Source organism: Streptomyces sp. CA-250714 (assembly GCF_050936705.1).
GTDB lineage: Bacteria > Actinomycetota > Actinomycetes > Streptomycetales > Streptomycetaceae > Streptomyces.
In genome coordinates this window covers 2,415,311-2,440,307 of sequence record NZ_JBNJMI010000001.1, presented here as the reverse complement: position 1 = coordinate 2,440,307, position 24,997 = coordinate 2,415,311, and the positions used below count along the sequence as shown (strand labels likewise).

Below are 24,997 nucleotides of genomic sequence, written 5' to 3'. Positions count from 1 at the left end.
TCGGCCCCTTGCCGGGGTCGGTGCTGCCTTCCTGGACCCGGGTGTGCTCCAGCCGCCGCTGCTCGTCGTCCGTGTGTTTCCGGCTCGGCGAGAACAGCTCCTCTATCAGGTTGAACATCTGACCATCCTCAGCGCACCTTGAGTCGCAGGATGCGGTCGTCCCCCTTCTCCGGTGAGCCACGCCCGTCGGTCTCGCTCGTGACCAGCCAGAGTCCGTCACCACCACCGGTGCCGTGGTCGGCGACGACCGTCCGGAGCCGTCCGTACTTCTCCTCCAGGAACGCCTGAGGGGTGGCCGCGGGTTCCGCGCCCTTGAGCGGGATGCGCCACAGCCGCTCGCCGCGCAGCCCCGCCATCCACACCGAACCCTTGACGACGGCCAGCCCGCTGGGGGACGCCTCGGCGGTGCGCCACTGCTCGACGGGGTTCTTGAAGCGCTTGTCGCTGCTTCGGCCCTCGGCGTCCGGCCAGCCGTAGTTCTTGCCCGGTTCGATCAGATTGAGCTCGTCCCAGGTGTCCTGCCCGAACTCGGAGGCCCACAGCCGCTTGTCCCGGTCCCAGTCCAGGCCCTGCACATTGCGGTGCCCCCAGCTGTAGACGACCGAGTCCGGCTCCGGGTTGCCGTGCCCGGCCGGCTCACCCTCGGGCGTCATCCGCAGGATCTTGCCGCCGAGCGACTTCTTGTCCTGCGCCAGATCGCCGTCGCCGGACTCGCCGGTCCCGGCGTAGAGCATCTTGTCGGGGCCGAACGCGATCCGCCCGCCGTTGTGGAGCAGGCCCTTGGGGATGCCCTTGAGGATGGTGTCCGGCGCGCCCAGCTGGTCGCCGGGGTCCTTCTTGTCGTCGTAGACCATCCGCACGATGCGGTTGTCGGACGCGGAGGTGAAGTACGCGTACACCATCTTCCCGGCCTGCGCCCCGTCCGGCGGAACGGCCAGCCCCATCAGCCCGCCCTCGCCGCCGGGTTCCACCCCCGGCACGGTGCCGACCTCGGTCTTCTTGCCGCTGTCGGCGTCGATACGGAGGATCTTTCCGGTGTCCCGCGAGGAGACCAGCAGATCGCCGCCGGGCAACGGCGCCAGCCCCCATGGGGACTTGAGGCCGGTCGTGAGGGTCTTGACCACCTTCACGGATCCCTTGGCCGGTGCACCCTTCGGCGCCGAGGTGGCGGGCGAACTTCCCCCCTCACGCGAGGGCCCGGCCTTCGAGCCGTCGCCGTCCCCGCCGGAACACCCCGCGCTCAGCGCCAGCGCGCAGGCCACTCCGATGCTCAAACCTGTCGTACGTCGCACCTTGTGGCTCCCTCATCCCCTGGAAAGCGGCTCCCTCACAGGGGACCACATTGCCCCCCACTCCCGCCCGGAGACGCGAGTTGCACCCTGCCGGGAGGGCCGGGAGGGGGTGCCCGCTGCCCGCTGTCCGCGATCTGCGGGTCGGCTGTGGTTTCTCGCGCAGTTCCCCGCGCCCCTTACGGGGCGCACGCGCTAGTCCCACGAACCCCGCGCCGTGGGAAGGGCGGCGATTTCCGCGAGGTCCTCCGCGGTGAGCACCAGGCTGGCCGCGCGGGCGTTCTCCGCGACCCAGTGGGCCTTCTTCGTGCCGGGAACGGGGATCACATGGCGGCCCTGGGCGAGGACCCAGGCGAGGGCGATCTGCGCGGGGGTGGCGTTGCCATGGCGGCGGGCCACCCGGCGCAGGCCGGCGACGATGGGCTGGTTGGCGGCCATCATCTCCGCGGTGAAGCGGGGATGCCGTGCGCGTACGTCGTCGGGCTCGAAGCCGCCCCCGGTGGTGAGCGCCCCGGTCAAATAGCCGTTGCCCAGCGGCATCGCGGCCAGGAACCCGATGCCGCGCTCCTCGCACCAGGGCAGCAGGGTCTCCAGCGCCTCCCGCGACCACACCGACAGCTCGGCCTGCACACCGCTGACCGGGAACACCTGCTGGACGCGTTCGAGCTGCCGTATGGTCCCGTCGTGGATCCCGGCGCCCGCCCGCCGGTCCGCGCGGGCGCCGACGGCACAGAAGCCCAGCGCGCGTACCTTGCCCGCTGTCACGAGCTCGGCCATCGCACCCCAGGTCTCCTCGATCGGTACCTCGGGGTCGGCACGGTGCAGCTGGTAGAGGTCGATCACATCGGTCTGCAGCCTGCGCAGCGAGGCGTCGCAGGCGCGTCTGACGTAACTGGGACGGCCGTTGGCGACGATGTGCTGCTCGCCCACCAGCAGCCCGCACTTGGTGGAGACGAACGCTTCGCAGCGCCGCTCCTTCATCGCGCGTCCGATCAGCAGCTCGTTGGTGAAGGGGCCGTACATGTCGGCGGTGTCCAGCAACGACATCCCCGCGTCCAGCGCGGTGTGCACCGCGCGCAGGGAGCTCTCACCGTGCTGCTCGGAGGTGGAGTAGGCCCAGCTCATCGGCATACAGCCGAGGCCCACGGCGCCTACGCCGAGAGCTGCCGCACCAATTGTCCTGCGCTCCACCTGGTTCCCGCTCCCTCCGAACGGCCCCCAACGTAACGGTTGCCCCCGGTGCCACACACGTTCGTTCCGACCCCACCGGCCACTTTGCCTGGCGGAGCCCCCGACTAGTCTCTCCCCATGGCTGATGCGACGGAGATCTGGCTCGCGCTCCCGCCCGAGAGCGTCGAGGGCCTGCCGGACACCCTGACGTACCGCTACTGGGCTGGAGAGCAGGAGTTCCCCGCGGACCCGGCCGACTGTGCCTTCTACGTCGTTCCCTATTACGTGGGTGCCGAGATTGCCGTACGGCCGCTCGCGCGAATGACGGGCGTCAGGGTCGTCCAGACCCTCACCGCGGGGATCGACCACATCGCTTCCGCCATCCCACGCCTCCCCACCGGAACGCGGGTGTGCAACGCCCGCGGCGTGCACGACGCGAGCACCGCGGAGCTCGCCCTGGCGCTGACCCTCGGCTCCCTGCGTGACCTGCCCGGATCCGTCCGTGCGCAGGACCGCGGCGAGTGGCTGCCGGACTTCCGTCCCGCGCTCGCGGACCGCACGGTACTGATCGTCGGATACGGCGCGGTGGGCGAGGCGATAGAGAAGCGACTGCTGCCCTTCGAGGTGGCCGCCGTACACCGTGTCGCCCGCTCGGCGCGGAACGCTCCGCTGGGTCCGGTCAGACCGCTGAGCGAGATCGGGGAACTCCTCCCGCAGGCGGATGTCGTGATATTGGCGACCCCGCTGACCGATCAGACCCGCGGCTTGGTGGACGCGGACTTCCTCGCCCGGATGAAGGACGGCGCGCTGCTGGTCAACGTCGCACGGGGGGCCGTGGTCGACACCGAGGCGCTGCTGGCCGAGACCGGCACCCCCGCCTCGGCGCTCGGCGCGGAGGACGGCGTTCCGGGGCGGCTGCGGGCAGCACTGGATGTGACCGATCCGGAACCCCTGCCCAAGGATCATCCCCTGTGGCGGACGCCGGGTGTCCTGATCACTCCGCACCTCGGAGGGATCACTTCCGCGTTCCGTCCCCGTGCCAGCAGACTGCTCGGCGCGCAGCTGAGGCGCTGGGCGGCCGGTGAGGAGCTGGAGAACACGGTGGCCGTGACGTAGTTCCCGTAAACACCCCGAGGCCGTCACAGACCACGCTACGGATCCGTACGACTGCACCCTGTACCGAGCCTCCCTCTTATGGTTACGGTCTGTATCGGGACTATGTCCCTGAGTGACGAACCTGGTGTATCGTCCCGATCGGGGGGCGAAACCCGGACACGAGGGGGGCGACGGGCGAATGCACGATCAACGGACGAACTGCCGCGCGGGACGCAAGGACAGCGCCCGCGGACATCCCAACTGCCAAGCACAACACCCGCGTTGCGGCGTATCGCCGTACGCGTCCCGTAACGGCCGGGCCGGCTCGGTCAAGTGGCCCCCGTCTCCACGGGTGGCGCGATGACTACCCATGAAGCGGCCCCCAGGCGGGGCCCGTACTGGAGCAGCGCGCCCACCACCCGCCCCACCGGCGCGACCAGGGACGAGACGACGCGGCACGCGCCGCACCCGAGGCAGACCCGGCACAACAGGCCGACGCAGCCGTTGCGGGCGATCCGCCCGACCCGGCCGGCGTTGCCGGCACGGTCGACATCGTCGGAGCCGTGCGGAGGAGGCTCCGGCGCCGGTGGACGCGTCGGTCTGCTGCCGCAGCTGGCGCTCATCGTGGTCTGCGCGGTCTACGCCGTGGGCGCCGCCTTCGGCTGGGGCTCGGAAACCGTCGCCGTGTTCATGGGCGACTTCGGTCTCAGCGCCGCCGCCCTGCTGGCCGGCTGCTCATGCCTGTGGTACGCGCACACCCAGCGCCGGGAGGCCGCGCAGGCCGCCGCGAGCCGGCCGACGCCGACGCGCGCCCGGATGGAGGCCAGCCGCCCGGCCTGGGTGCTCTTCGGGGTCTCCTCACTGATGGCGGGACTCGGCAACGCGGTATGGGGCTGGTACGAACTGGTACTCGGCCAGCAGGTGCCGCGCCCCTCCCTCGCCGACTTCTGTTTCCTGCTGTTCGCGCCGCCCGCCATCGTGGGGCTGCTGGTGCTGGCCAAGCGCCCGGTGACCCGGGCCGGATGGGTGTGCCTCGGCCTCGACGCCTGGCTCATCGGCGGCTCGCTGCTGACCCTCTCCTGGTCGCTCGCGCTGGCCCACACGTCCTACTGGGCGGGCGACTCGGTGGCCAGGGCGGCCCTCAACCTGGCGTATCCACTGCTGGACATCGTGCTCGTCAGCATGGTGCTGGCACTGCACTTCAGGCGCTCCTCTGCGCACCGCAGCGCCATCAACACGGCGATCGGGGCGCTCGCCCTCACGGTGCTGTGCGACGCGCTGTTCACCTCGCCGATGCTGCGTGAGCACTACGCCTCCGGGCAGCTGCTGGACGCCGGGTGGTTCGCCGGCTCGCTGCTCCTCGCCTACGCGCCGTGGGTGGGCAGGAGCGGTAAGAACAACAAGAACGGCGACAGTGACAAGAGGGGCAAGGTGGAGGAGGTTCCGCCGCAGCCGCTGGCCGCCACGGACCGGGAGGCCGAGGCGCGGGCCACCCACCCCAGCCGCCCCATCTCCGGCTCGCTGAGCGCGCTGACGCCGTATCTGGCGGCCGCCGTGTGCACGCTGGGGATCCTCTACAACTCGGTGGACGGCCACGACATCGACCGTGTCGTCCTCTATACCGGCTGCACCGTCGTCCTCGCGCTGGTGCTGCGCCAGGGCATCATGCTGCTGGACAACATCACGCTGACGCGGGAGCTGGCACAGAAGGAGAACCACTTCCGTTCCCTGGTACAGGGCTCCAGCGACGTGATCATGATCACCGCGGCCACCGGCATGCTCCGTTACGTCTCACCGGCGGCGGCCGGGGTCTACGGGCGGGACGCCGAGGACATGGTGGGCTGTGAACTCTCCTCCCTCGTCCACCCCGAGGACCTGGGACAGGTCAACCACGAGCTGCGCCGCTTCCTGGCCACCTCGGCGGACCAGGAGTCCAGCACCCGCATCGAGTGCCGCTTCCGGCACGGCGACGGGCACTGGCTCAACGTCGAGTCCACGGTCAACCGCTACCAGGGCGGGCTGATCTTCAACAGCCGGGACGTCACCGAAAGGGTGAGACTCCAGGCACAGTTGCAGCACAACGCCTCGCACGACGCGCTCACCGATCTGCCCAACCGCGCGCTGTTCACCGAGCGGGTCCGGCAGGCCATCGGCGGCCGCCGTGGCGGCGACTGCGGCACGGCCGTGCTCTTCATCGACCTGGACGGCTTCAAGGCGGTCAACGACACCGTCGGCCACCAGGCGGGCGACGAGCTGCTGGTGCAGGCGGCGCGGCGGCTGCACGACTCCGTACGCTCCGGCGACACCGCGGCGCGACTGGGCGGCGACGAGTTCGCCGTACTGATCCGGGGCGACGGCGAGCCGGGCCGGATGCCGGATGCCGAGCGCGAGCTGCGCATCCACGACATCGCCGACCGGCTGCGGATCACCCTCTCCGACCCGTACCGCGTCGAGGGCACGGAGGTGCGGGTCGCAGCCTCCATCGGAATCGCCTTCGCCGAGCCCGGCATCACACCCAGCTCCCTGATGCGCAACGCGGACCTGGCGATGTACCGCGCCAAGCAGGCGGGCAAGGGCCGGGTGGAGCTGTACGCGCCGCAGATGCAGGCCGAGGTGGTCAAGCGCGCCGAGCTGGCTGCGCGGCTGCGCAGCGCGCTGCACGACGGCGAGTTCGCGCTGCTGCACCAGCCGATCGTCGAGCTGGCCAGCGGCAAGATCACCGCCATCGCCGCCGAGGCGCGCTGGCGTTCGGCCCAGGGCATCCTGTTCACCCCCGCGGAGTTCCTGCGTACCGAGGGCGCCTCGGCGCGGGAGGCGCGCGGGGCAGGCGGCGAGCGCGCCGCCGAGGTGAGCCGCTGGCTGCTGGAGGAGGCGGTCCAGCAGGCAGCCGCCCGCCAGCGCGCGGGATACGGCGCACCGGTGACCGTACGGCTGCCCGCGCGGCGGCTGACCGAGCCGGGCATGGAGCCGCACTCGATCGGTGCCCTGCTGGCCCGGCACGGTCTGGCGGCGGCGCCGGGCCCCACCGGCGGCACCGCGCTGGGTGCCCCCGCGGCCAATGCCGGGGTGCCGGGCGCTCCGGGCGCGCTGATCCTGGAGCTGTCGGACAGCGACCCGCGGATCCCGCTGGACGAGTTGGAGCGGCGGCTGACGGCGCTGCGCCGGCTCGGGGTGCTGATCTCGCTGGACGGCTTCGGCAGCGGCTACGCGGCGATCTCGGCGCTGCGCAGGCTCCCGGTGGACATCCTGCGGCTGGACCGCGGGCTGACGGACGGGATCCTGGAGTCCACCCGGCAGCGCAAGATCACCGCCGGGCTGCTGCGGATCGCCGGGGACCTGGGCCTGACCACCGTCGCGGAGGGCGTCGACCTGCCGGAGCAGGCCACGCTGCTGCGTGAGATGGGATGCACGCACGGTCAGGGTGCGGTCTTCTCCGGGCCGCTGGACGAGCACCGGCTGCGTACGGCGCTCGCCCGCGGGGTCTACGCGGTGCCCGAATCCACCCGCAGCGGTGGGGCCTCCGGGTACGGCGAGGAGCACCCGGAGGGCCGGGACGCGGCCGTGGCCGTCGCGGCGGGGGTGCCCGCGGCGCGGAGTGCGGGCTCGCTGGCCGTACGGCAGGAGGGCGTGGACCCGCTGACGCATTCGTCAGCGTCGCCCAAATGCTGAGACGGCTGTCCCACACACTTGACACTTGGGGCTTGACGGGGAGAAGGTCAGTGCCATGCGCACCCGAATTCTCGTACTTGGACAGCGCGTCGGCTGACCGCGGGACCCATCCATCCCGCGTCCACCAGCGGCGCGCTCCCCTCGCTTGCCTCACGGCACGGGGGGTTTTTTGTTGCACCAGCACCTGGGCACGAACCAGCGGTAGCCCGAAAAACCCGCCCAAAACGAGCGTCAATCCCCACCACGAGCGTCAACCCTCACTCTCCGAGAAGAGATAAGCCGATGACCGAACAGGCCACCGGGGCCCCGAAACCGCAGCCGCGGGCCCGCAACAGCGGACAGCCCAATTCCGTTCAGGCCCAGGCCGCCCTCCGCATCACGGGCGCCCAGTCCCTCATCCGTGCTCTCGAGGAAGTCGGCGCCGACACCGTATTCGGCATTCCCGGTGGCGCCATCCTGCCCGCCTACGACCCGATGATGGACTCCTCGCGGGTCCAGCACATCCTGGTCCGTCACGAGCAGGGTGCGGGACACGCGGCCACCGGCTACGCGCAGGCCACCGGCAAGGTCGGCGTCTGCATGGCCACCTCGGGCCCCGGCGCCACCAATCTGGTCACCCCGCTCGCCGACGCACATATGGACTCCGTGCCGCTGGTCGCCATCACCGGTCAGGTCGCCTCGGGTGCGATCGGCACGGACGCCTTCCAGGAGGCCGACATCTGCGGCATCTCGATGCCGGTCACCAAGCACAACTTCCTGGTCAGGGACCCCGACGAGATCCCCCGGGTGATCGCCGAGGCGTTCCACATCGCCTCCACCGGGCGCCCCGGCCCGGTGCTGGTCGACATCGCCAAGGACGCGCTCCAGGGCGAGACCACCTTCCAGTGGCCGCCCACCACCGAGCTGCCCGGCTACCGCCCGGTGACCAAGCCGCACGGCAAGCAGATCCGCGAGGCCGCCAAGCTGCTCGCCGAGGCCCAGCGTCCCGTGCTCTACGTCGGCGGCGGCGTCCTGAAGGCGGGCGCCACGGCCGAGCTGAAGGTGCTCGCCGAGCTGACCGGCGCCCCGGTGACCACCACCCTGATGGGCATTGGCGCCTTCCCCGACAGCCACCCGCAGCACCTGGGGATGCCCGGCATGCACGGCACCGTCGCCGCCGTCACCGCGCTGCAGAAGGCCGACCTGATCGTCGCGCTCGGCGCCCGCTTCGACGACCGCGTCACCGGCAAGCTCGACTCCTTCGCGCCGTACGCCAAGATCGTGCACGCCGACATCGACCCCGCCGAGATCGGCAAGAACCGGGCGGCTGATGTGCCGATCGTCGGCGACGCCCGCGAGGTGCTGGCCGACCTCGTCGTCGCCCTCCAGGCCGAGGCGGCCGAGCACCCCGGTGCGCCGGGCGACCGCTACGCCGAGTGGTGGACGATGCTCAACCGCTGGCGGGAGACCTACCCGCTCGGCTACGACCTGCCCGAGGACGGCTCGCTGGCCCCGCAGCAGGTCATCCAGCGCATCGGCGAGCTGGCCCCGGAGGGCACGATCTTCGCCGCCGGCGTCGGCCAGCACCAGATGTGGGCGGCGCACTACGTCACCTACGACCAGCCCGCCACCTGGCTCAACTCCGGCGGCCTGGGCACCATGGGCTACGCCGTCCCCGCGGCCCTCGGCGCCAAGGTCGGCATGCCCGACCGCGCGGTGTGGGCCATCGACGGCGACGGCTGCTTCCAGATGACCAACCAGGAGCTGGTCACCGCCGCACTCAACGGCGCACCCATCAAGGTGGCCATCATCAACAACGGCGCCCTGGGCATGGTCCGCCAGTGGCAGACCCTCTTCTACAACCAGCGCTACTCCAACACCGTTCTGCACAACGGCGAGGAGGGCGAGCCGAGCCGCGGCACCCGCGTCCCCGACTTCGTCAAGCTCGCCGAGGCCATGGGCTGCGTCGGCATCCGCTGCGAGGACCCCGCGCAGCTCGACGCGGTCATCGAGAAGGCCAACTCCATCAACGACCGGCCCGTCGTCGTCGACTTCATCGTCCACGAGGACGCCATGGTCTGGCCGATGGTGGCGGCCGGCACCTCCAACGACGAGGTCATGGCGGCCCGTGGCGTCCGCCCCGACTTCGGCGACAGCGAAGACTGAGACGACTGCGCAGAACGGAAGACAGACAGATGTCAAAGCACACGCTCTCCGTGCTGGTGGAGAACACCCCCGGCATCCTGGCCAGGATCGCCTCGCTCTTCTCCCGTCGCGGCTTCAACATCGACTCGCTCGCCGTCGGCGTCACCGAGCACCCCGACATCTCGCGTATCACCATCGTGGTGAACGTCGAGGACCTGCCGCTGGAGCAGGTCACCAAGCAGCTCAACAAGCTGGTCAACGTCCTCAAGATCGTTGAACTGGAGCCCTCCTCCGCGGTGCAGCGGGAACTCGTCCTCGTCAAGGTCCGTGCCGAGGGCGAGACCCGCTCCCAGATCGTGGAGATCGTCCAGCTCTTCCGCGCCAAGACGGTCGACGTCTCACCCGAGGCCGTCACCATCGAGGCCACCGGCAGCGCCGACAAGCTGGAGGCGATGCTGAGGATGCTGGAGCCGTACGGCATCAAGGAACTGGTGCAGTCCGGCACCATCGCCATAGGGCGCGGCGCCCGCTCCATCACCGACCGGAGCCTCAGGGCACTGGAGCGCTCTGCTTGATCGTCCGCCCCGGACACACCCCGTCCGCCCGGCCACGTAGGTTGGGCGCACACCAAACCTGAGTACAAGGAGAAACACCCCGTGGCCGAGCTGTTCTACGACGACGACGCCGATCTGTCCATCATCCAGGGCCGCAAGGTCGCGGTCCTCGGATACGGCAGCCAGGGCCACGCCCACGCGCTGTCGCTGCGTGACTCGGGCGTCGACGTCCGGGTCGGCCTGCACGAGGGCTCGAAGTCCCGGGCCAAGGCCGAGGAGCAGGGCCTGCGGGTGACCACGCCCGCCGAGGCGGTCCAGGAAGCGGACGTGATCATGGTCCTGGTTCCGGACCCGGTCCAGGCCAAGGTCTACGAGGAGTCCATCGCCCCCCATCTCAAGGACGGCGACGCCCTCTTCTTCGGCCACGGCCTGAACATCCGCTACGGCTTCATCAAGCCCCCGGCCTCCGTCGACGTTTGCATGGTCGCCCCCAAGGGTCCGGGCCACCTGGTCCGCCGCCAGTACGAGGAGGGGCGCGGCGTGCCGTGCATCGCGGCCGTCGAGCAGGACGCGAGCGGCAACGCGTTCGCGCTGGCGCTGTCGTACGCCAAGGCGATCGGCGGCACCCGGGCCGGCGTCATCAAGACCACCTTCACCGAGGAGACCGAGACCGACCTGTTCGGTGAGCAGGCCGTGCTGTGCGGTGGTACGGCCGCGCTGGTCAAGGCGGGCTTCGACACCCTGGTCGAGGCCGGCTACCAGCCGGAGATCGCGTACTTCGAGTGCCTCCACGAGCTGAAGCTGATCGTGGACCTCATGTACGAGGGCGGTCTGGAGAAGATGCGCTGGTCCGTCTCCGAGACCGCCGAGTGGGGCGACTACGTCTCGGGTCCGCGTGTGATCAACGAGCAGACGCGGGCCGAGATGAAGAAGATCCTCGGCGAGATCCAGGACGGCTCCTTCGCCAACAACTGGATGGCCGAGTACAACGCGGGCCTGCCCAAGTACAACGAGTACAAGAAGGCCGACGAGGACAGCCTGCTGGCCAACACGGGCAAGAAGCTGCGCGGGCTGATGAGCTGGGTCGACGAGGAGAAGTAACCCCTCACCCCTGGTTGTGGGCAATCGGTCCGCCCGAGGCGCGGAACGATTGCCCACAGCCTTGAGCTCCCGCCGATAGACTGCTGAGCCACAGGCTCACAGCGTCGTGCGTCTGCCCCCCTCCCGCCCCTCCCCCCAAGACTCCCTCCGGGAGGGATCCCGCCCCACAGGGAACCCGCAGGGAAACGCGCCGTCCCAAGAATTTGGAGACCACGTGAGCAAGCCCGTAGTACTCATCGCCGAAGAGCTGTCGCCCGCGACCGTCGAAGCGCTGGGGCCGGATTTCGAGATCCGGCACTGTGACGGTGCCAACCGCGACGAACTCCTCCCCGCTCTCGCCGATGTGGACGCCGTCCTCGTCCGCTCCGCCACCAAGATCGACGCCGAGGCCGTGGCCGCGGCGCACAAGCTCAAGGTGGTCGCCCGCGCCGGCGTCGGGCTCGACAACGTGGACGTACCGGCCGCCACCAAGGCCGGCGTGATGGTGGTCAATGCTCCGACCTCCAACATCGTCACCGCCGCCGAGCTGGCCTGCGGGCTGCTCATCGCGACCGCCCGCAACATCCCGCAGGCCAACGCCGCGCTCAAGAACGGCGAGTGGAAGCGCAGCAAGTACACCGGCGTCGAGCTGAGCGAGAAGACGCTCGGCGTCGTCGGCCTCGGCCGGATCGGGGTGCTGGTCGCGCAGCGGATGTCGGCGTTCGGGATGAAGGTCGTCGCCTACGACCCGTTCGTGCAGCCCGCGCGGGCCGCGCAGATGGGCGTCAAACTGCTCTCGCTGGACGAGCTGCTCCAGGTCGCGGACTTCATCACCGTCCACCTGCCCAAGACCCCCGAGACCCTCGGTCTCATCGGTGACGAGGCGCTGCACAAGGTCAAGCCCAATGTGCGTCTCGTCAACGCGGCGCGTGGCGGCATCGTGGACGAGGAGGCGCTGGCGGCGGCGCTGAAGGAGGGCCGCGTGGCGGGCGCGGGCCTGGACGTGTACGCCTCCGAGCCGTGCACCGACTCCCCGCTGTTCGCCTTCGACCAGGTCGTGTGCACCCCGCACTTGGGCGCCTCCACCGGTGAGGCGCAGGAGAAGGCGGGTATCGCGGTCGCCAAGTCGGTGCGGCTGGCGCTGGCGGGCGAGCTGGTGCCGGACGCGGTCAATGTGCAGGGCGGGGTCATCGCCGAGGACGTACGCCCGGCGCTGCCGCTCGCCGAGAAGCTGGGCCGGATCTTCACCGCGCTGGCCGGCGAGGTCGCCGTCCGGCTGGATGTCGAGGTGTACGGCGAGATCACCCAGCACGACGTCAAGGTGCTGGAACTCTCCGCGCTCAAGGGCGTGTTCGAGGACGTGGTGGACGAGACGGTCTCCTACGTCAACGCGCCGCTGTTCGCGCAGGAGCGCGGTGTCGAGGTGCGGCTGACCACCTCCAGCGAGTCCGCCGAGCACCGTAACGTGGTGACCGTACGCGGCACCCTCGCCAACGGCGAGGAGGTCTCCGCGTCCGGCACGCTGTCCGGGCCCAAGCACCTCCAGAAGATCGTCGCCATCAACGAGCACGGTGTGGACCTCGCGGTCGCCGAGCACATGGCGTTCCTGCGCTACAGCGACCGGCCCGGCGTCGTCGGCACCGTCGGCCGCATCCTGGGCGAGTCGGGCATCAACATCGCCGGCATGCAGGTCTCCCGTGCGGAGGAGGGCGGCGAGGCGCTGGTCGCGCTGACGGTGGACGACACCATCGGCGCCTCGGTTCTGTCCGAGATCGCCGAAGAGATCGGCGCCACGCATGCTCGGGCTGTCAATTTGACGGAGTGACGCATCGGAGAGGGCCGCGCGTAGTGGGCGGCCCTCTCCGTTGTTCCGGTGAGGGGTGCCCCTGCCCGCCGTTTGCGGGCTGCGGGTTGCGTTGTGGTTGCTCGCGCAGTTCCCCGCGCCCCTGACGGGGCGCGGTCCCCTTTCTGCGCTTGGGCAGTCTGCGCCAGGGGCGCAGGGTGGGCAAGCGCAGCACCCCGATGCCGGGTACGCAAGCGTCGGCGCGGCGTAATACGTCGCGCCGTCCTGCACAGCCCGCTGGTGGAGCGCTGTACTCCGTTGGGCGCGGAGCTGCGCGGACTGGCGGGTTCCTTTCTTTCGCGCGACGTCCATCGCACCTACGCGCGCTTCGCGCAGGCGCAGTTGGCCAGGGCCGAGAACCGTCGGCGACGGAGTGGTGAGGTCCGCTGGAAGCAGATGATGCACCTGATCCGACTGCTGCTCGACGGAGCGGCGCTGCTACGGACCGGCACCCTCACCCTCGATGCGGGCGAGTACCGCGAGCGCCTGCTGGCCGTACGGCACGGCGAGCGGAGCTGGGAGGAGACCGTCGGCTGGGCGGAGCAGCTGACGCGGCGCCTCGACGACGCCCTCGCCACCAGCCCTCTCCCGGCCGAGCCCGATCGCGCCCGCGTCGAGGACTGGCTGATATCCGTACGCCGCCGCTGCCTGAGCGAGGAAGGAGCCCACAGGACATGACCGCCTCCGCAGCCCCCCTCGCCGCGGCCGGACTGCCCGACCTGGCGCCGCTGCTCACGGACCATCCGCACGTGCTGCTGTTCGCCACCGTCTCCGGTGCGCATCTGTACGGCTTCCCTTCCCGTGACTCGGATGTCGACCTGCGCGGTGTGCATCTGCTGCCCGTAAGCGCGCTGCTCGGGCTGGACAGGCCGGCGGAGACGCACGCGCGCACCTGGGACCACGACGGGCTGGAGAGCGACCTGGTCACGCACGACCTGGCCAAGTTCGCGAGACTGCTGCTGCGGCCCAACGGATATGTGCTGGAGCAGCTGCTGTCCCCACTGGTCGTCCATTCCTCGCCGACCCATGCCGAACTGGCCGACCTCGCACCCGGATTGCTCACCCGGCACCACGCCCGCCACTACCGGGGCTTCGCCCGGACGCAGCTGCGGCTGTTCGAGAGAACCGGCCAACTGAAGCCGCTGCTGTACACGTTCCGGGTACTGCTGACGGGCATCCATCTGATGCGCGCCCAAGAGGTGCTCGCTCATCTGCCGTCGCTGACCCAGGCCGTCGGCGAGGCGCCCGGATACCTCCCCGATCTGGTCGCCGCCAAGGAGACGGCCGAACACGGCCTGCTCAGCCAGGCGGACGGCGCCCCGGGCGCGGAACGGCTGGCCGCCGATGTCGCGGCCCTGCACGCCGTGCTGGACCGGGCGGAGTTGGAGACCGCGCTACCGGAGAGGCCCACCGTCCGCGCACAGGTGGAGGAGCTGGTCGTCGGGGCGCGGGTGGCGCTGCTGCCGCCGTAGCGGCGGGGTGCGGTGTCTGCCGCGTCCAGTCCTGAACTACCGCTGCTCACAGGCGGGCTGCCCTCAACTACCGCTACTTACAGGCGGGCTGCCTTGAGGGACATGTGGAGGAGGAGGCGGTGTTCGCCGTTGTCCAGGTCGAGGGCGGTGAGGCGTTCGATGCGGGAGAGGCGGTAGTAGAGGGTCTGGCGGTGGATGCCGAGGGCGGCGGCGGCGCGGCCGGCCTGGCCGGCGCAGTCGAGGAAGACCTCTGCTGTGCGGGCCAGTTCTTGGTGGGCGGGCCGGAGCAGTTCCCGTACCGCGGGGTCCGGCGCGGAGCCGGGGGCGAGGGGGATGCCGGTGAGCAACCGGTAGGGGCCGATGGTGTCCCACTCGGCGAGGGCGCTGGGCGGTGACTCGGCGGCTGCGGCCCGGGCGGCGGCGCGGGCCTCGTGCCAGGCGGCGGGGAGTTCGGCCAGTCCGGAACGCGGGCTGCTCAGCCCCGCTGTGGGGCCGGGAGCCTGGGCGGCCGACTCGACCCGGCCCGGCGTGCGCAGCAGGCGGTCGGCCACCGCGCGGGCCGCCTCCAAACCGTGCGGCGTACGCAGCCGTACGAGCGCGGCCAGCGCTCCGTCCCGTACACACTGTGCCATCAGCCGGGGGAGTGCGGCAGGAAGCGGGGCGCGGCCGGCTCCCGGGACACTCTCCTCCGGCCACGGCGCCACCGCCACCAGCACCAGCGGCCCGGACGCCGCCTCGCCCAGCGCCGCACCCAGTCCGGCGACCGCCTCGTCCCGCACGGCCCCGCCGCGCTCGGCCAGTGCGGAGTACAGCAGCTCCCCGGTCCGCTCCTCCGTGCGGGAGTCCGCCGCCAGCTGGGCGCCGGTACGGTCGGCGACCGCCATCGCGGCGGCCAGCCGGGGGTCGGTCAGCTCCAGCGTGCCGTCGTCCAGCAGCCAGATGTAGCCGTAGACCACCCCGCGATCGCGCACGGGCAGACAGATCCGGCCGTGCACTACGCCGGCGGACGGGTCGGGATCGATGCGTACGGGGCCGCTCGCCCGCGCGATGCCGAAGCTCTCGAAGAAGGCGCGCACTGCCGGGGTGGAGCGCCGCTGGAGGATGGTGCGGGTGCGAACCGAGTCCAGCGCGGGTCCTGCGGCCGGCTCCCCGTCGTCACCGTCGGCGCCGCCTTCGTGCGCCCCGAAGGCGATCAGCGAGAAATCCCGGCCCTCCAGCGTGGCCGGGGTGCCCAGCAACTGGGAGACCTCGTCGATCAGCGCCTGGTAGTCCTCGCGCATACCGTGGGCCTCCTCGTGACGTGTACCGGTACCTTCACCCATTCTCATACAGCTGTCTGAGAGCCGGACCACGGACGCGTGACACCTGTCGATGGTCCGGGAGACGGAGCGATCCTTAACTTCGTGGTGGCTCCCGCGCCACATCTTCGCTGTGCCCGCGTCACCGAGCCGCCCACAAGAACAACTCGTGGAGGTGCCCCGTGCTGGGACCCGTGCTCCTCGCCGCCGCGCGCAGCGACAGCATCCGCCGCCTCGTAGCGGCCGCCCCGGTGACCCGCCCGATGGTGGACCGGTTCGTGGCGGGCGAGCAGCTCGACCAGTGTCTGACCTCCGTCACGGCGCTGGCCCAGCGCGGTATGCAGGTCACCGTCGACCACCTCGGCGAGGACATCACCGACCGGTCGGAAGCCCTCCGCAACCGCGACGCCTACCTCGCGCTGACCGACGCCCTGGCCGGTGCCGGGCTCGCGGAGCACGCCGAGATGTCGGTCAAGCTCTCCGCCTTCGGGCAGGCCCTGCCGGGCGGGCACGACCTGGCCTACGCGAACGTGCTGCCCGTCGTCGAGGCCGCCACCGCCGCCGGTACCACCGTCACCCTCGACATGGAGGACCACACCACGGTCGACTCCACGCTCGCCATCCTCGGCCAGTTGCGCGAGCGCTTCCCCGGCACCGGCGCCGTCCTCCAGTCCTACCTCTTCCGTACGGAGAAGGACTGTTACGCGCTGGCCGGCGAGGGCTCCCGCGTCCGGCTGGTCAAGGGCGCCTACAACGAGCCCCCCGAGGTCGCTTACCAGGACAAACGCGAGGTCGACCGGGCGTATGTGCGCTGCCTGAAGATCCTCATGGCCGGCGAGGGCTACCCGATGGTGGGCTCCCACGACCCCCGCATGGTGGCCATCGCCCAGAACCTGGCCGAGCGTTACGGTCGAAAGCGGGACGAGTACGAGTTCCAGATGCTCTACGGCATCCGCGCAGCCGAGCAGGAGCGACTGGTCGCGGAGGGTCATCGCATGCGGGTGTATGTCCCGTACGGCACCGACTGGTACGGCTACTTCATGCGACGCCTCGCGGAGCGCCCGGCGAACATGGCTTTCTTCCTGCGCTCACTCGTCACCCGTAGTTGAGACACCGGCCCAGACAGACCGCCCACCCCGACACAAGGAGCAACCGTGGACGCCGTGACCCAGGTCCCCGCCCCGTACAACGAGCCGGTGCACACCTACGCACCCGGCAGCCCCGAGCGTGCGCGCCTGGAGGCCAAGCTCAAGGAGCTGGCCGACAACCCCCGTGAGCTGCCGATGACGATCAACGGCGTCAAGCGCATGGGCGGCGGCGAGCGCGTCGACGTCGTACAGCCGCACAACCACCGGAAGGTCCTCGGCACCTACGCGACCGCCACCCGGCAGGACGCGCAGGACGCCATCGACGCGGCGCTCGCCGCGGCACCGGCCTGGCGGGCGATGTCCTTCGACGACCGTGCCGCGATCATCCTCAAGGCCGCCGAGCTGCTGTCCGGCCCCTGGCGCGAGACGATCGCCGCGTCCACCATGCTCGGCCAGTCCAAGACGGCCCAGCAGGCCGAGATCGACGCGCCCTGCGAGCTGATCGACTTCTGGCGCTTCAACGTGCACTTCGCGCGTGAGCTGATGACCGAGCAGCCGCTGATCCAGCCCAACGGGATCTGGAACCGCATGGACCACCGCCCGCTGGAGGGCTTCGTCTACGCGATCACGCCGTTCAACTTCACCGCCATCGCGGGGAACCTGCCCACCGCTCCGGCCCTGATGGGCAACGTCGTGGTCTGGAAGCCGTCCCCGACGCAGACCCACTCGGCCGTGCTGCTGATGGAGCTGCTGGAGGAGGCCGGGCTGCCCAAGGGCGTCATCAACCTGGTGACCGGTGACGGCAAGGAGGTCTCCGAGGTCGCCATCCCGCACCCGGACCTGGCCGGTATCCACTTCACCGGCTCGACCGCCACCTTCCAGCACCTGTGGAAGAGCGTCGGCGAGAACATCTCCAGCTACAAGTCCTACCCGCGCATCGTCGGTGAGACCGGCGGCAAGGACTTCATCGTCGCCCACTCCTCGGCCGACCAGGCCGTGCTCAAGACCGCCATCACCCGCGGCGCCTTCGAGTACCAGGGCCAGAAGTGCTCCGCCGCCTCCCGCGCCTATCTGCCCCGCTCCATCTGGGAGAGCGGCTTCAAGGACGCGCTGGCCACCGAGGTGCAGGGGCTGGCCATGGGCGATGTGACGGACCTGTCCAACTTCATCGGCGCCGTCATCGACGACCGGGCCTTCGCCAAGAACAAGGCCGCCATCGAGCGCGCCAAGGCCGACCCGGCCTGCGAGATCCTGGTGGGCGGCACATACGACGACAGCGTCGGCTACTTCGTCTCGCCCACCGTCATCGTCTGCTCCGACCCGGAGAACGAGGTCTTCAAGACCGAGTACTTCGGCCCGATCATCGCGATCCACGTCTACGAGGACGAGAACTGGGACGCGATGCTGGACCAGATGGAGTCGGCTTCCGCGTACGCGCTGACCGGTGCCGTGCTCGCCAAGGACCGGGCGGTCCTGGCCGAGGCCTCCGAGAAGCTGCGGTTCGCCGCGGGCAACTTCTACCTCAACGACCGGCCCACCGGGTCGATCGTCGGCCAGCAGCCGTTCGGCGGCGCCCGGGCCTCGGGCACGAACGACAAGGCCGGCTCGAAGTTCAACCTGATCCGCTGGTCCTCGCCGCGCGCGATCAAGGAGACCCAGGTCGCGCCGACCGACTACCGGTACCCGCACATGGGCTGATTCCCCCGTGGCCCCTGTGCGATGAGGGCCCGGCCTCCTTCCCCGTCTCTACGGAGGGGGGCCGGGCCCGTCCCTTTGTGCAGCTCCGATGTGGGTCTCGTCTCAGATAGTAGGAAGGCCAACTATTTGGCGAGACATCACGGCCGTCGGCTCTTATCTTTGTAGGAAGCCGATCGTCTCGCTCGACCGAGCGCTTCGTGGATGCGACGCCCGTGCGTCTCAGGCAGGTGATCCCTGCCGCACCGGTTGTCCCCGCGCCTTTGGCTGTCTGGCAGATCTCTCCTTGCGTCCTATGTCGTGCAGAAGGAGTTGCATTCCTATGGCCACGCCCACAGCCACCCACGTTCCCGCCTCCCGCGTCCGCCGCTCCCGTGCCGCGGCCCGCCTCCGCGAGGAGGACCGCCGCAAGGCGGCAGAAGCCCTCCAGCGCGCCTTCGACCGCCGCTGACCCGGGCCCGGCGGGCTAAGCCCGCCGGTACCCGCGAGATCAGCGACGGCGCTGCACGGTGAAGTGGTCGATGCGGTTGCCCGACCGGGCCAGGGCCGTCACCTCGAGTGATGGCCGGTGTCCTGGCCGGGACTCCACCGCGAGGAACGAGAATCCCGTGTAGCGGATCCGGGACCAGTCCACCTGCCCCCGGTCGGAGTCCCGGTCCTTGGTCCAGCGGATCCCCGGGACGCTGTCCCTCTCGTCGAGGTGACCCTCGTAGCTGTCCGGCGCCGAGAAGTCGTACAGCTCCCTCCCGCCCCCGCCGGCGGTGACGTACACGGTGCCGTCCCGTACCGGATCGGTAGCGTCCCCCACCCGCACCGCGCGCGTGGGCGCACCGTCCCGTACCGGATCGGTGCGCTCGTACACATGGTTGTGCCCGTTGATCACGAGATCGACGTGGTGCTGCTCGAACAGCGCCACCCACGCGTCCTGCACCCCGCCGTCCGAGCCGTGTGTAGCGGTCGAGTACGCGCAGTGGTGGAAGAAGACGACGACGAAGTCGAGGCGCCGCGCGGCGCGCATCCGCTTCAGTGTCCGCTCCAGCCACCGCGTCTGCGCCCCGTCGGTGTAGCCGCGGTTGGCCGGGATCTCGTAGGAGACGTCGTTGGCGTCGAGGGCGATCACCCCGACGTTCCCGTACTCGAACGCGTAGACGCCGGGCGCCCGGCGCGGGTCCGGGCCGTTGTCGGGGAGGGACCAGCGGGCGGCCTGGCCGCCGTAGCCGTCGGGGGAGTACCAGGCCTCCATGTCGTGGTTGCCGGTGGTCACCATCCACGGCACGCGGGAGGCGACCGGCTCGGTCTGGGCGAGGAACTGGTCCCATACGCGGGCGTCGTAGGTGTCGGACTTCTTGCCGTGCCCGGTGTCGTCGGCGTAGCAGATGTCTCCCGCGTGCAGATGGAAGGCCGGGTTCTGGCCGAGCAGCAGCTGGTTGTTGGCGAGTGCCTCGGCACTGACACCCTGGTCGCCGAAGGCGGTGAAGACGAACGGCTGCTCGCTGCCGGACGGTGCGGTGGTGAACGAGCCCACGGTGCCCAGGCGTTCGGCCGAGGCGGGGTCGAAGCCGTCATGGCCGACGCCGTAGTAGTACGTCGTGCCGGGCGTCAGCCCGTCCAGACCGACGTGCAGATAGAGCTGTTCGACGTCGGGCAGATGGCGGCCGAGTGACGTGGTGTGCAGCGGGCGGACCTCCGCCGCCACCTTCCGGCCCAGCTCCCACGGCTTGGGCCCGATGCGCAGATACGGGCGCCGGACGGCGAACGGAACCTGCCAGGAGACCCGCATCTGGGTTCTGGGGTCCGCGCCGAACGCCAGATGGCGGCCGAACGGTGCCACCAGCTTGCCGTCCACGGCTGCCCGGGGCGGCACCGGTGCGGGGGCGCCGCGGGTGCCGCCCTCGAGGGCGGCGTCCGAGCCGATGACCAGCCCTCCCGCCCCGGCGGCGGCTGCGGCCATCAGCCCGCCGCCGCGCAGTACGCCGCGCCGGGTGGGGCCACCGGATCCGGTGGCGGGGCGGACTTTCCGGGTCAGCTTTTCGCGCAGATAGGCGTGCTGCTCGGCCATGCTCATGCGCTCGGCGAGCCGGGCCGGGATTCCAAGGTCGGGCAGATCGTTCGCGGCCATGGGAACCAAGGTCTCAACGGGCGCCAACTGACGGAAGACAGCGGCGGATACGCGCCGTGAACGGCATGCGTCGTCCGTCATACGGACAGGCTTATGTCACCACCTGGGACGGGGAGTAGTGTCTGCGCATGGCTTCAGGAACGGCATCCCGCACGGACCGCACCATCGACCTGGCAGTGATTTCCGGCGACGGAATCGGCCCGGAGGTCGTCGCACAGGGCCTCAAGGTCCTCACCGCCGTCCTCCCGCAGGACGTCAAGCTGGAGACGCACGAGTACGATCTCGGCGCCAAACGCTGGCACGCCACGGGGGAGACCCTCACCGACGACGAGCTGGAGCGGCTCAAGGCGCACGACGCGATCCTGCTCGGCGCCATCGGTGACCCCGGCGTCCCCTCCGGCGTACTGGAGCGCGGCCTGCTGCTGAAGCTTCGCTTCGCCTTCGACCACTTCGTCAACCTGCGCCCCTCCAAGCTCTTCCCGAACACCACCTCGCCGCTGGCGGGCCGTCCGGAGATCGACTTCGTCGTCGTCCGCGAGGGGACCGAGGGGCCGTACGTCGGCAACGGCGGGACGATCCGCAAGGGCACCCCGCAGGAGGTCGCCAACGAGGTCAGCGTCAACACCGCGTTCGGTGTGGAGCGGGTCGTACGCGACGCGTACGCGCGGGCGCAGGCGCGGCCGCGGAAGAAGCTGACGCTGGTGCACAAGAACAATGTGCTGGTGCACGCCGGTCATCTGTGGAAGGACACCTTCGACCGGGTCGGGCGCGAGTTCCCCGAGGTGACCACCGACTATCTGCATGTGGACGCGGCCACCATCTTCCTGGTGACCGACCCCGCGCGGTTCGATGTGATCGTCACCGACAACCTCTTCGGCGACATCATCACCGACCTCGCCGCCGCGGTCAGCGGTGGGATCGGGCTCGCCGCCTCCGGGAACATCAACCCCACGCGGGAGTTCCCCTCCATGTTCGAGCCGGTGCACGGCTCAGCCCCCGACATCGCCGGCACCGGCAAGGCCGACCCGACGGCCACCGTGCTGTCCGTCGCCCTGCTGCTGCGGCACCTCGGCTACGAGGCCGAGGCCGCCCGCATCGAGGAGGCCGTCACCACGGATCTCGCCGAGCGCGGCGCCGGATCGACGCGGAGCACCGACGAGATCGGCGACGCCCTGGCGGCCCGCGTCGCAGGCTGAGCCGTTTGCGGGCCCCTGTCCGGCTCCCGGGGCGGGAACAGGGGCTCGCACCCGCGTCCGGTGGCGGTTGACCCGCGCGCGATAATCGGGGTGTGCCGCCCTAAGAGGGGGTGCCCCGAAAGAGTTAAGGACCGCGGACATGACGACGCCCCGTATCGCATTCGACTTGAAGCCCGCCGCTCAACCCCTCGGTGCCGCCGAGCGTGAAGCGGTACTGGCTGACCCGGGTTTCGGGCGGTACTTCACCGATCACATGGTCACCATCCAGTGGACCGAGGGCCGTGGCTGGCACGACGCGCAGTTGCAGCCGTATGCCCCGCTCCAGCTGGACCCGGCGAACATGACGCTGCACTACGCGCAGTCGATCTTCGAGGGGCTGAAGGCCTACCGGCAGCCCGACGGCTCGGTGAAGGTGTTCCGGCCGGACGCCAACGCGCGCCGCTTCCAGCGCAGCGCCCGCCGGCTGGCCATGCCCGAGCTGCCGGTGGAGACGTTCATCGAGGCGTGCGATCTGCTGGTCACGCAGGACAAGGCGTGGGTGCCCGGCGAGGGCGAGGCGTCGCTGTATCTGCGTCCTTTCATGTTCGCCACCGAGGTCGGGCTGGGCGTCAGGCCGGCGAACCAGTACACGTTCATGGTGATCGCGTCCCCCGCGGCCTCGTACTTCCCGGGTGGCGTCAAGCCGGTCTCGGTGTGGCTGTCCGAGGAGTATGTGCGCGCGGCTCCTGGCGGTACCGGCGAGGCCAAGTGCGCGGGCAACTACGCCGCCTCGCTCATGGCCCAGGCCGAGGCCGCCGAGCAGGGCTGTGACCAGGTCGTCTGGCTGGACGCCGTGGAGCGCCGCTACATCGAGGAGATGGGCGGAATGAACCTCTACTTCGTCCACGGCACCGGGCAGGACGCGCGGATCGTCACCCCTGAGCTGACCGGCACGCTGCTTCCGGGCATCACCCGTGACTCGCTGCTGCGGATAGCCGCCGACCTGGGCTACGAGACGGGCGAGACGCGGATCACCACCGACGAGTGGCGGGCGGGCAACGCCGACGGCTCGATCAGCGAGGTCTTCGCCTGCGGGACCGCCGCGGTGATCACACCGGTCGGCGAGGTCAAGTCGGCGCGCGGTCAGTGGAAGGTCGGCGACGGCGGCGCGGGGGAGATCACCCTGAAGCTCCGCGAGGCGCTGCTGGCGATCCAGACCGGCCAGGCGGAGGACAAGCACGGCTGGATGCACACGGTCGGTTCCTGAGCGGGTACGGCCTCACGGACATCGTGGGGCTTGTCACGGTAAGACCGGAACCGATTCGACGTACATGTACCTGACATGTAGCGGTCGGGCTTCCGTACCTGAAGGGCCTTTCGGCAGCGCTGTCATGACGGTGTCATCGACTGCCTCGCGGGAGGGCCGAGATCCACGATGCCTCGTCATGAGACGACACAGCAGGATCAGGAGAGTCAGCAGGAGATCAGACAAGCGGCGGCGGCATTGGGCCGTCGCCGCTTGTTGACTGTCACGGGCGCCGCGGCGGTGCTCGCCTTCACCACCAATCTCCCGGGCAGCGCCCAGGCCGCGGAGGCGGACGCGCGCACAGCCGTCAGCGCCGATCCGTTCACCCTGGGCGTCGCCTCCGGTGACCCGCTGCCCGGCTCCGTCGTGCTGTGGACCCGGCTCGCGCCCAAGCCGTACGAGCCCGGCAGCGGCATGCCCAAGGCGCGGGTCGAGGTCCAGTGGGAGTTGGCCCACGACCAGCGCTTCCGCCGTATCGCGCGCCGGGGCACCACCATCGCGCACCCCGAGCTGAACCACGCGGTGCATGTGGAGGCCCAGGGTCTGGGTGCCGACCGCGTGTACTACTACCGCTTCCGGGTGGGCAAGTGGCTCAGCCCCGTGGGCCGTACGCGTACGGCGCCCGCGCCCGGTGCCGACCTCAACGAGCTGCGGCTGGCCGCCGTCTCCTGCCAGGCGTACCACGACGGCTACTACACGGCGCACCGCCACCTCGCCGATGAGGACGTCGATCTGGTCTTCCACCTCGGCGACTATCTGTACGAGTACGCCGTCGACGCGCACGGCGGCGCCCGCGCCTACACCGACCGCGCGCTGCCGGACGTCTTCAACCGGGAGACGGTCTCGCTGGACGACTACCGGCTGCGGTACGCGCTCTACAAGTCGGACCCCGACCTGATGGCCGCCCACGCCGCGCACCCGTTCCTCGTCACCTGGGACGACCATGAGACGGAGAACAACTACGCGGACGACGTCCCGGAGGACGGGGGCGCCGCGCAGGACTTCCTGGTACGCCGGGCCGCCGCCTACCGCGCGTACTGGGAGAATCTGCCGCTGCGCAGGCCCCAGCGGCCCAAGGGCCCGGACATGCAGCTCTACCGCCGGGTGCGGTTCGGCAAGCTCGCCCAGTTCGACATCCTCGACACCCGCCAGTACCGCTCCGACCAGGCGTACGGCGACGGCTGGCAGCGGCCGGGCCCCGAGTCCACGGATCCCTCCCGCACCATGATCGGCGCGACGCAGGAGCGCTGGCTGCTCGACGGGTGGCGGGCCTCGGACACCGTGTGGAACGTCGTCCCGCAGCAGGTCACCTTCTCCGAGCGGCGCAGCGACAACACCGACGCCTACAAGGTCAGCATGGACGCCTGGGACGGTGCACCGGCCTCCCGCGAGCGGCTGCTGGCGGGCGCCGAGGCCGCCGGGATCGCGAACCTGATGGTGCTCACCGGAGATGTGCACCGGGCGTACGCGTACGACATCAAGCGCGACTTCGGCGACCAGCAGTCCCGCACCATGGGCACCGAGATCGTGGCCACCTCCATCACCAGCGGCAAGGACGGTGTGGACAGGGTCGCGAACTGGAACAGCTATATGGGCGCCAACCCGCATCTGAAGTTCTACAACGGCCACCGCGGCTATGTGACCGTGCGGCTCGACAAACAGCAGGGCCGCGCGGACTTCCGTACGGTCGCCGTCGTCACCAAGCCCGGCGGGTCCATCGGCACCGCCGCGTCCTTCGTCACCGAGGTCGGCAAGCAGGGGCTGCGTCAGGTGTGAGCGGTGCCCGACCCGCGGCCCGGTTGAGCGGTGGCTTTTCGCATCGTGAGACAGGAGAGGGCACGGGGGTGGTTGTGTGCAAGACTCCCTCCGTGCCCTCGTTCGTCATGATTATTGGCAGCAGGCGCGCCGGTCCGCAGTGACCGACTGCCGTGGCAGACCCCGTGCGGCAGCGGACACCGTGCCCCAGACCCGCGCGCAGACCTCTCGCATCCGCGAGGGGTTTTTTCGTTTTCCGGCCCAC

General features: G+C 70.4%; 18 protein-coding genes and 1 pseudogene. 14 read left to right on the top strand and 5 right to left on the bottom strand.

Annotated elements, in window-relative coordinates; genetic code table 11:
- Positions 1-31: 31 nt before the first annotated feature.
- The 3 genes and pseudogenes from ACQEU8_RS10610 to ACQEU8_RS10600 all read right to left on the bottom strand — a co-directional run.
- Positions 32-118, bottom strand: a pseudogene (locus ACQEU8_RS10610) (DUF6191 domain-containing protein); the annotation flags it as partial.
- A gap of 10 nt (positions 119-128) precedes the next feature.
- On the bottom strand, positions 129-1,292 hold the full coding sequence (locus ACQEU8_RS10605) for a PQQ-dependent sugar dehydrogenase (RefSeq protein ID WP_433099201.1): 1,164 nt from the start codon (positions 1,290-1,292) through the stop codon (positions 129-131).
- A gap of 192 nt (positions 1,293-1,484) precedes the next feature.
- A complete protein-coding gene (locus tag ACQEU8_RS10600) occupies positions 1,485-2,480 on the bottom strand; it encodes an aldo/keto reductase (protein ID WP_433099199.1) in 996 nt (331 codons plus the stop codon).
- Between the two features lie 117 nt (positions 2,481-2,597).
- Here ACQEU8_RS10600 and ACQEU8_RS10595 point away from each other — a divergent pair, with 117 nt between their 5' ends.
- From ACQEU8_RS10595 to ACQEU8_RS10560, 8 genes are all read left to right on the top strand, one after another.
- Positions 2,598-3,575 (top strand): 2-hydroxyacid dehydrogenase, encoded by a 978-nt coding sequence (locus tag ACQEU8_RS10595; RefSeq protein WP_433099197.1) that lies wholly within the window; start codon positions 2,598-2,600, stop codon positions 3,573-3,575.
- 339 nt (positions 3,576-3,914) lie between these two features.
- Positions 3,915-7,223 (top strand): putative bifunctional diguanylate cyclase/phosphodiesterase, encoded by a 3,309-nt coding sequence (locus ACQEU8_RS10590; protein ID WP_433099195.1) that lies wholly within the window; start codon positions 3,915-3,917, stop codon positions 7,221-7,223.
- A 282-nt stretch (positions 7,224-7,505) separates the two neighbouring features.
- A complete protein-coding gene (locus tag ACQEU8_RS10585) occupies positions 7,506-9,368 on the top strand; it encodes an acetolactate synthase large subunit (RefSeq protein WP_433099193.1) in 1,863 nt (620 codons plus the stop codon).
- Positions 9,369-9,397: 29 nt separating this feature from the next.
- Complete coding sequence (gene ilvN / locus ACQEU8_RS10580) at positions 9,398-9,922, top strand: acetolactate synthase small subunit (RefSeq protein WP_099884516.1); 525 nt, start codon at positions 9,398-9,400, stop codon at positions 9,920-9,922.
- A gap of 81 nt (positions 9,923-10,003) precedes the next feature.
- Positions 10,004-11,002, top strand: a complete 999-nt coding sequence (ilvC, locus tag ACQEU8_RS10575) for a ketol-acid reductoisomerase (RefSeq protein ID WP_433099190.1) — start codon at positions 10,004-10,006, stop codon at positions 11,000-11,002.
- A gap of 214 nt (positions 11,003-11,216) precedes the next feature.
- On the top strand, positions 11,217-12,806 hold the full coding sequence (gene serA / locus ACQEU8_RS10570; RefSeq protein WP_433099188.1) for a phosphoglycerate dehydrogenase: 1,590 nt from the start codon (positions 11,217-11,219) through the stop codon (positions 12,804-12,806).
- 48 nt (positions 12,807-12,854) lie between these two features.
- Complete coding sequence (locus ACQEU8_RS10565; protein WP_433099186.1) at positions 12,855-13,502, top strand: DNA polymerase beta superfamily protein; 648 nt, start codon at positions 12,855-12,857, stop codon at positions 13,500-13,502.
- The gene (locus tag ACQEU8_RS10560) at positions 13,499-14,296 is read left to right on the top strand and encodes a nucleotidyltransferase domain-containing protein (RefSeq protein ID WP_433099184.1); all 798 of its coding nucleotides are present in this window, start codon (positions 13,499-13,501) and stop codon (positions 14,294-14,296) included. Before ACQEU8_RS10565 ends, ACQEU8_RS10560 begins: the two co-directional genes overlap by 4 nt.
- Positions 14,297-14,373: 77 nt before the next feature.
- Here the strand turns inward: ACQEU8_RS10560 and ACQEU8_RS10555 are convergent, their stop codons facing one another.
- The gene (locus ACQEU8_RS10555; protein ID WP_433099182.1) at positions 14,374-15,576 is read right to left on the bottom strand and encodes a PucR family transcriptional regulator; all 1,203 of its coding nucleotides are present in this window, start codon (positions 15,574-15,576) and stop codon (positions 14,374-14,376) included.
- Positions 15,577-15,776: 200 nt separating this feature from the next.
- On the opposite strand from ACQEU8_RS10555, the gene ACQEU8_RS10550 reads away from it, so the two are divergent.
- From ACQEU8_RS10550 to ACQEU8_RS10540, 3 genes are all read left to right on the top strand, one after another.
- A complete protein-coding gene (locus ACQEU8_RS10550) occupies positions 15,777-16,703 on the top strand; it encodes a proline dehydrogenase family protein (RefSeq protein ID WP_433099180.1) in 927 nt (308 codons plus the stop codon).
- A 45-nt stretch (positions 16,704-16,748) separates the two neighbouring features.
- Positions 16,749-18,380 (top strand): L-glutamate gamma-semialdehyde dehydrogenase, encoded by a 1,632-nt coding sequence (pruA, locus tag ACQEU8_RS10545; protein WP_433099178.1) that lies wholly within the window; start codon positions 16,749-16,751, stop codon positions 18,378-18,380.
- Between the two features lie 319 nt (positions 18,381-18,699).
- Positions 18,700-18,828, top strand: coding sequence for a hypothetical protein (locus tag ACQEU8_RS10540; RefSeq protein WP_019355765.1), 129 nt, complete (start codon positions 18,700-18,702; stop codon positions 18,826-18,828).
- 39 nt (positions 18,829-18,867) lie between these two features.
- Here the strand turns inward: ACQEU8_RS10540 and ACQEU8_RS10535 are convergent, their stop codons facing one another.
- Entirely contained in the window at positions 18,868-20,496 is a 1,629-nt protein-coding gene (locus tag ACQEU8_RS10535; RefSeq protein ID WP_433099176.1) for a purple acid phosphatase family protein, read from the bottom strand.
- A 128-nt stretch (positions 20,497-20,624) separates the two neighbouring features.
- On the opposite strand from ACQEU8_RS10535, the gene ACQEU8_RS10530 reads away from it, so the two are divergent.
- The 3 genes from ACQEU8_RS10530 (at position 20,625) to ACQEU8_RS10520 (ending at position 24,753) form a co-directional block, all read left to right on the top strand.
- A complete protein-coding gene (locus tag ACQEU8_RS10530) occupies positions 20,625-21,692 on the top strand; it encodes a 3-isopropylmalate dehydrogenase (protein ID WP_433099174.1) in 1,068 nt (355 codons plus the stop codon).
- 139 nt (positions 21,693-21,831) lie between these two features.
- Positions 21,832-22,938 (top strand): branched-chain amino acid aminotransferase, encoded by a 1,107-nt coding sequence (locus ACQEU8_RS10525; protein WP_433099172.1) that lies wholly within the window; start codon positions 21,832-21,834, stop codon positions 22,936-22,938.
- 168 nt (positions 22,939-23,106) lie between these two features.
- A complete protein-coding gene (locus ACQEU8_RS10520; protein ID WP_433099170.1) occupies positions 23,107-24,753 on the top strand; it encodes an alkaline phosphatase D family protein in 1,647 nt (548 codons plus the stop codon).
- Positions 24,754-24,997 lie beyond the last annotated feature (244 nt).

Coding starts and splice junctions, on each gene's coding strand:
- ACQEU8_RS10595 (WP_433099197.1), top strand. CDS start 2,598: ATGGCTGATGCGACGGAGATCTGGCTCGCGCTCCCGCCCGAGAGCGTC.
- ACQEU8_RS10590 (WP_433099195.1), top strand. CDS start 3,915: ATGACTACCCATGAAGCGGCCCCCAGGCGGGGCCCGTACTGGAGCAGC.
- ACQEU8_RS10585 (WP_433099193.1), top strand. CDS start 7,506: ATGACCGAACAGGCCACCGGGGCCCCGAAACCGCAGCCGCGGGCCCGC.
- ilvN (WP_099884516.1), top strand. CDS start 9,398: ATGTCAAAGCACACGCTCTCCGTGCTGGTGGAGAACACCCCCGGCATC.
- ACQEU8_RS10560 (WP_433099184.1), top strand. CDS start 13,499: ATGACCGCCTCCGCAGCCCCCCTCGCCGCGGCCGGACTGCCCGACCTG.
- ACQEU8_RS10555 (WP_433099182.1), bottom strand. CDS start 15,576: ATGCGCGAGGACTACCAGGCGCTGATCGACGAGGTCTCCCAGTTGCTG.
- ACQEU8_RS10540 (WP_019355765.1), top strand. CDS start 18,700: ATGGCCACGCCCACAGCCACCCACGTTCCCGCCTCCCGCGTCCGCCGC.
- ACQEU8_RS10535 (WP_433099176.1), bottom strand. CDS start 20,496: ATGGCCGCGAACGATCTGCCCGACCTTGGAATCCCGGCCCGGCTCGCC.
- ACQEU8_RS10530 (WP_433099174.1), top strand. CDS start 20,625: ATGGCTTCAGGAACGGCATCCCGCACGGACCGCACCATCGACCTGGCA.
- ACQEU8_RS10525 (WP_433099172.1), top strand. CDS start 21,832: ATGACGACGCCCCGTATCGCATTCGACTTGAAGCCCGCCGCTCAACCC.
- ACQEU8_RS10520 (WP_433099170.1), top strand. CDS start 23,107: ATGCCTCGTCATGAGACGACACAGCAGGATCAGGAGAGTCAGCAGGAG.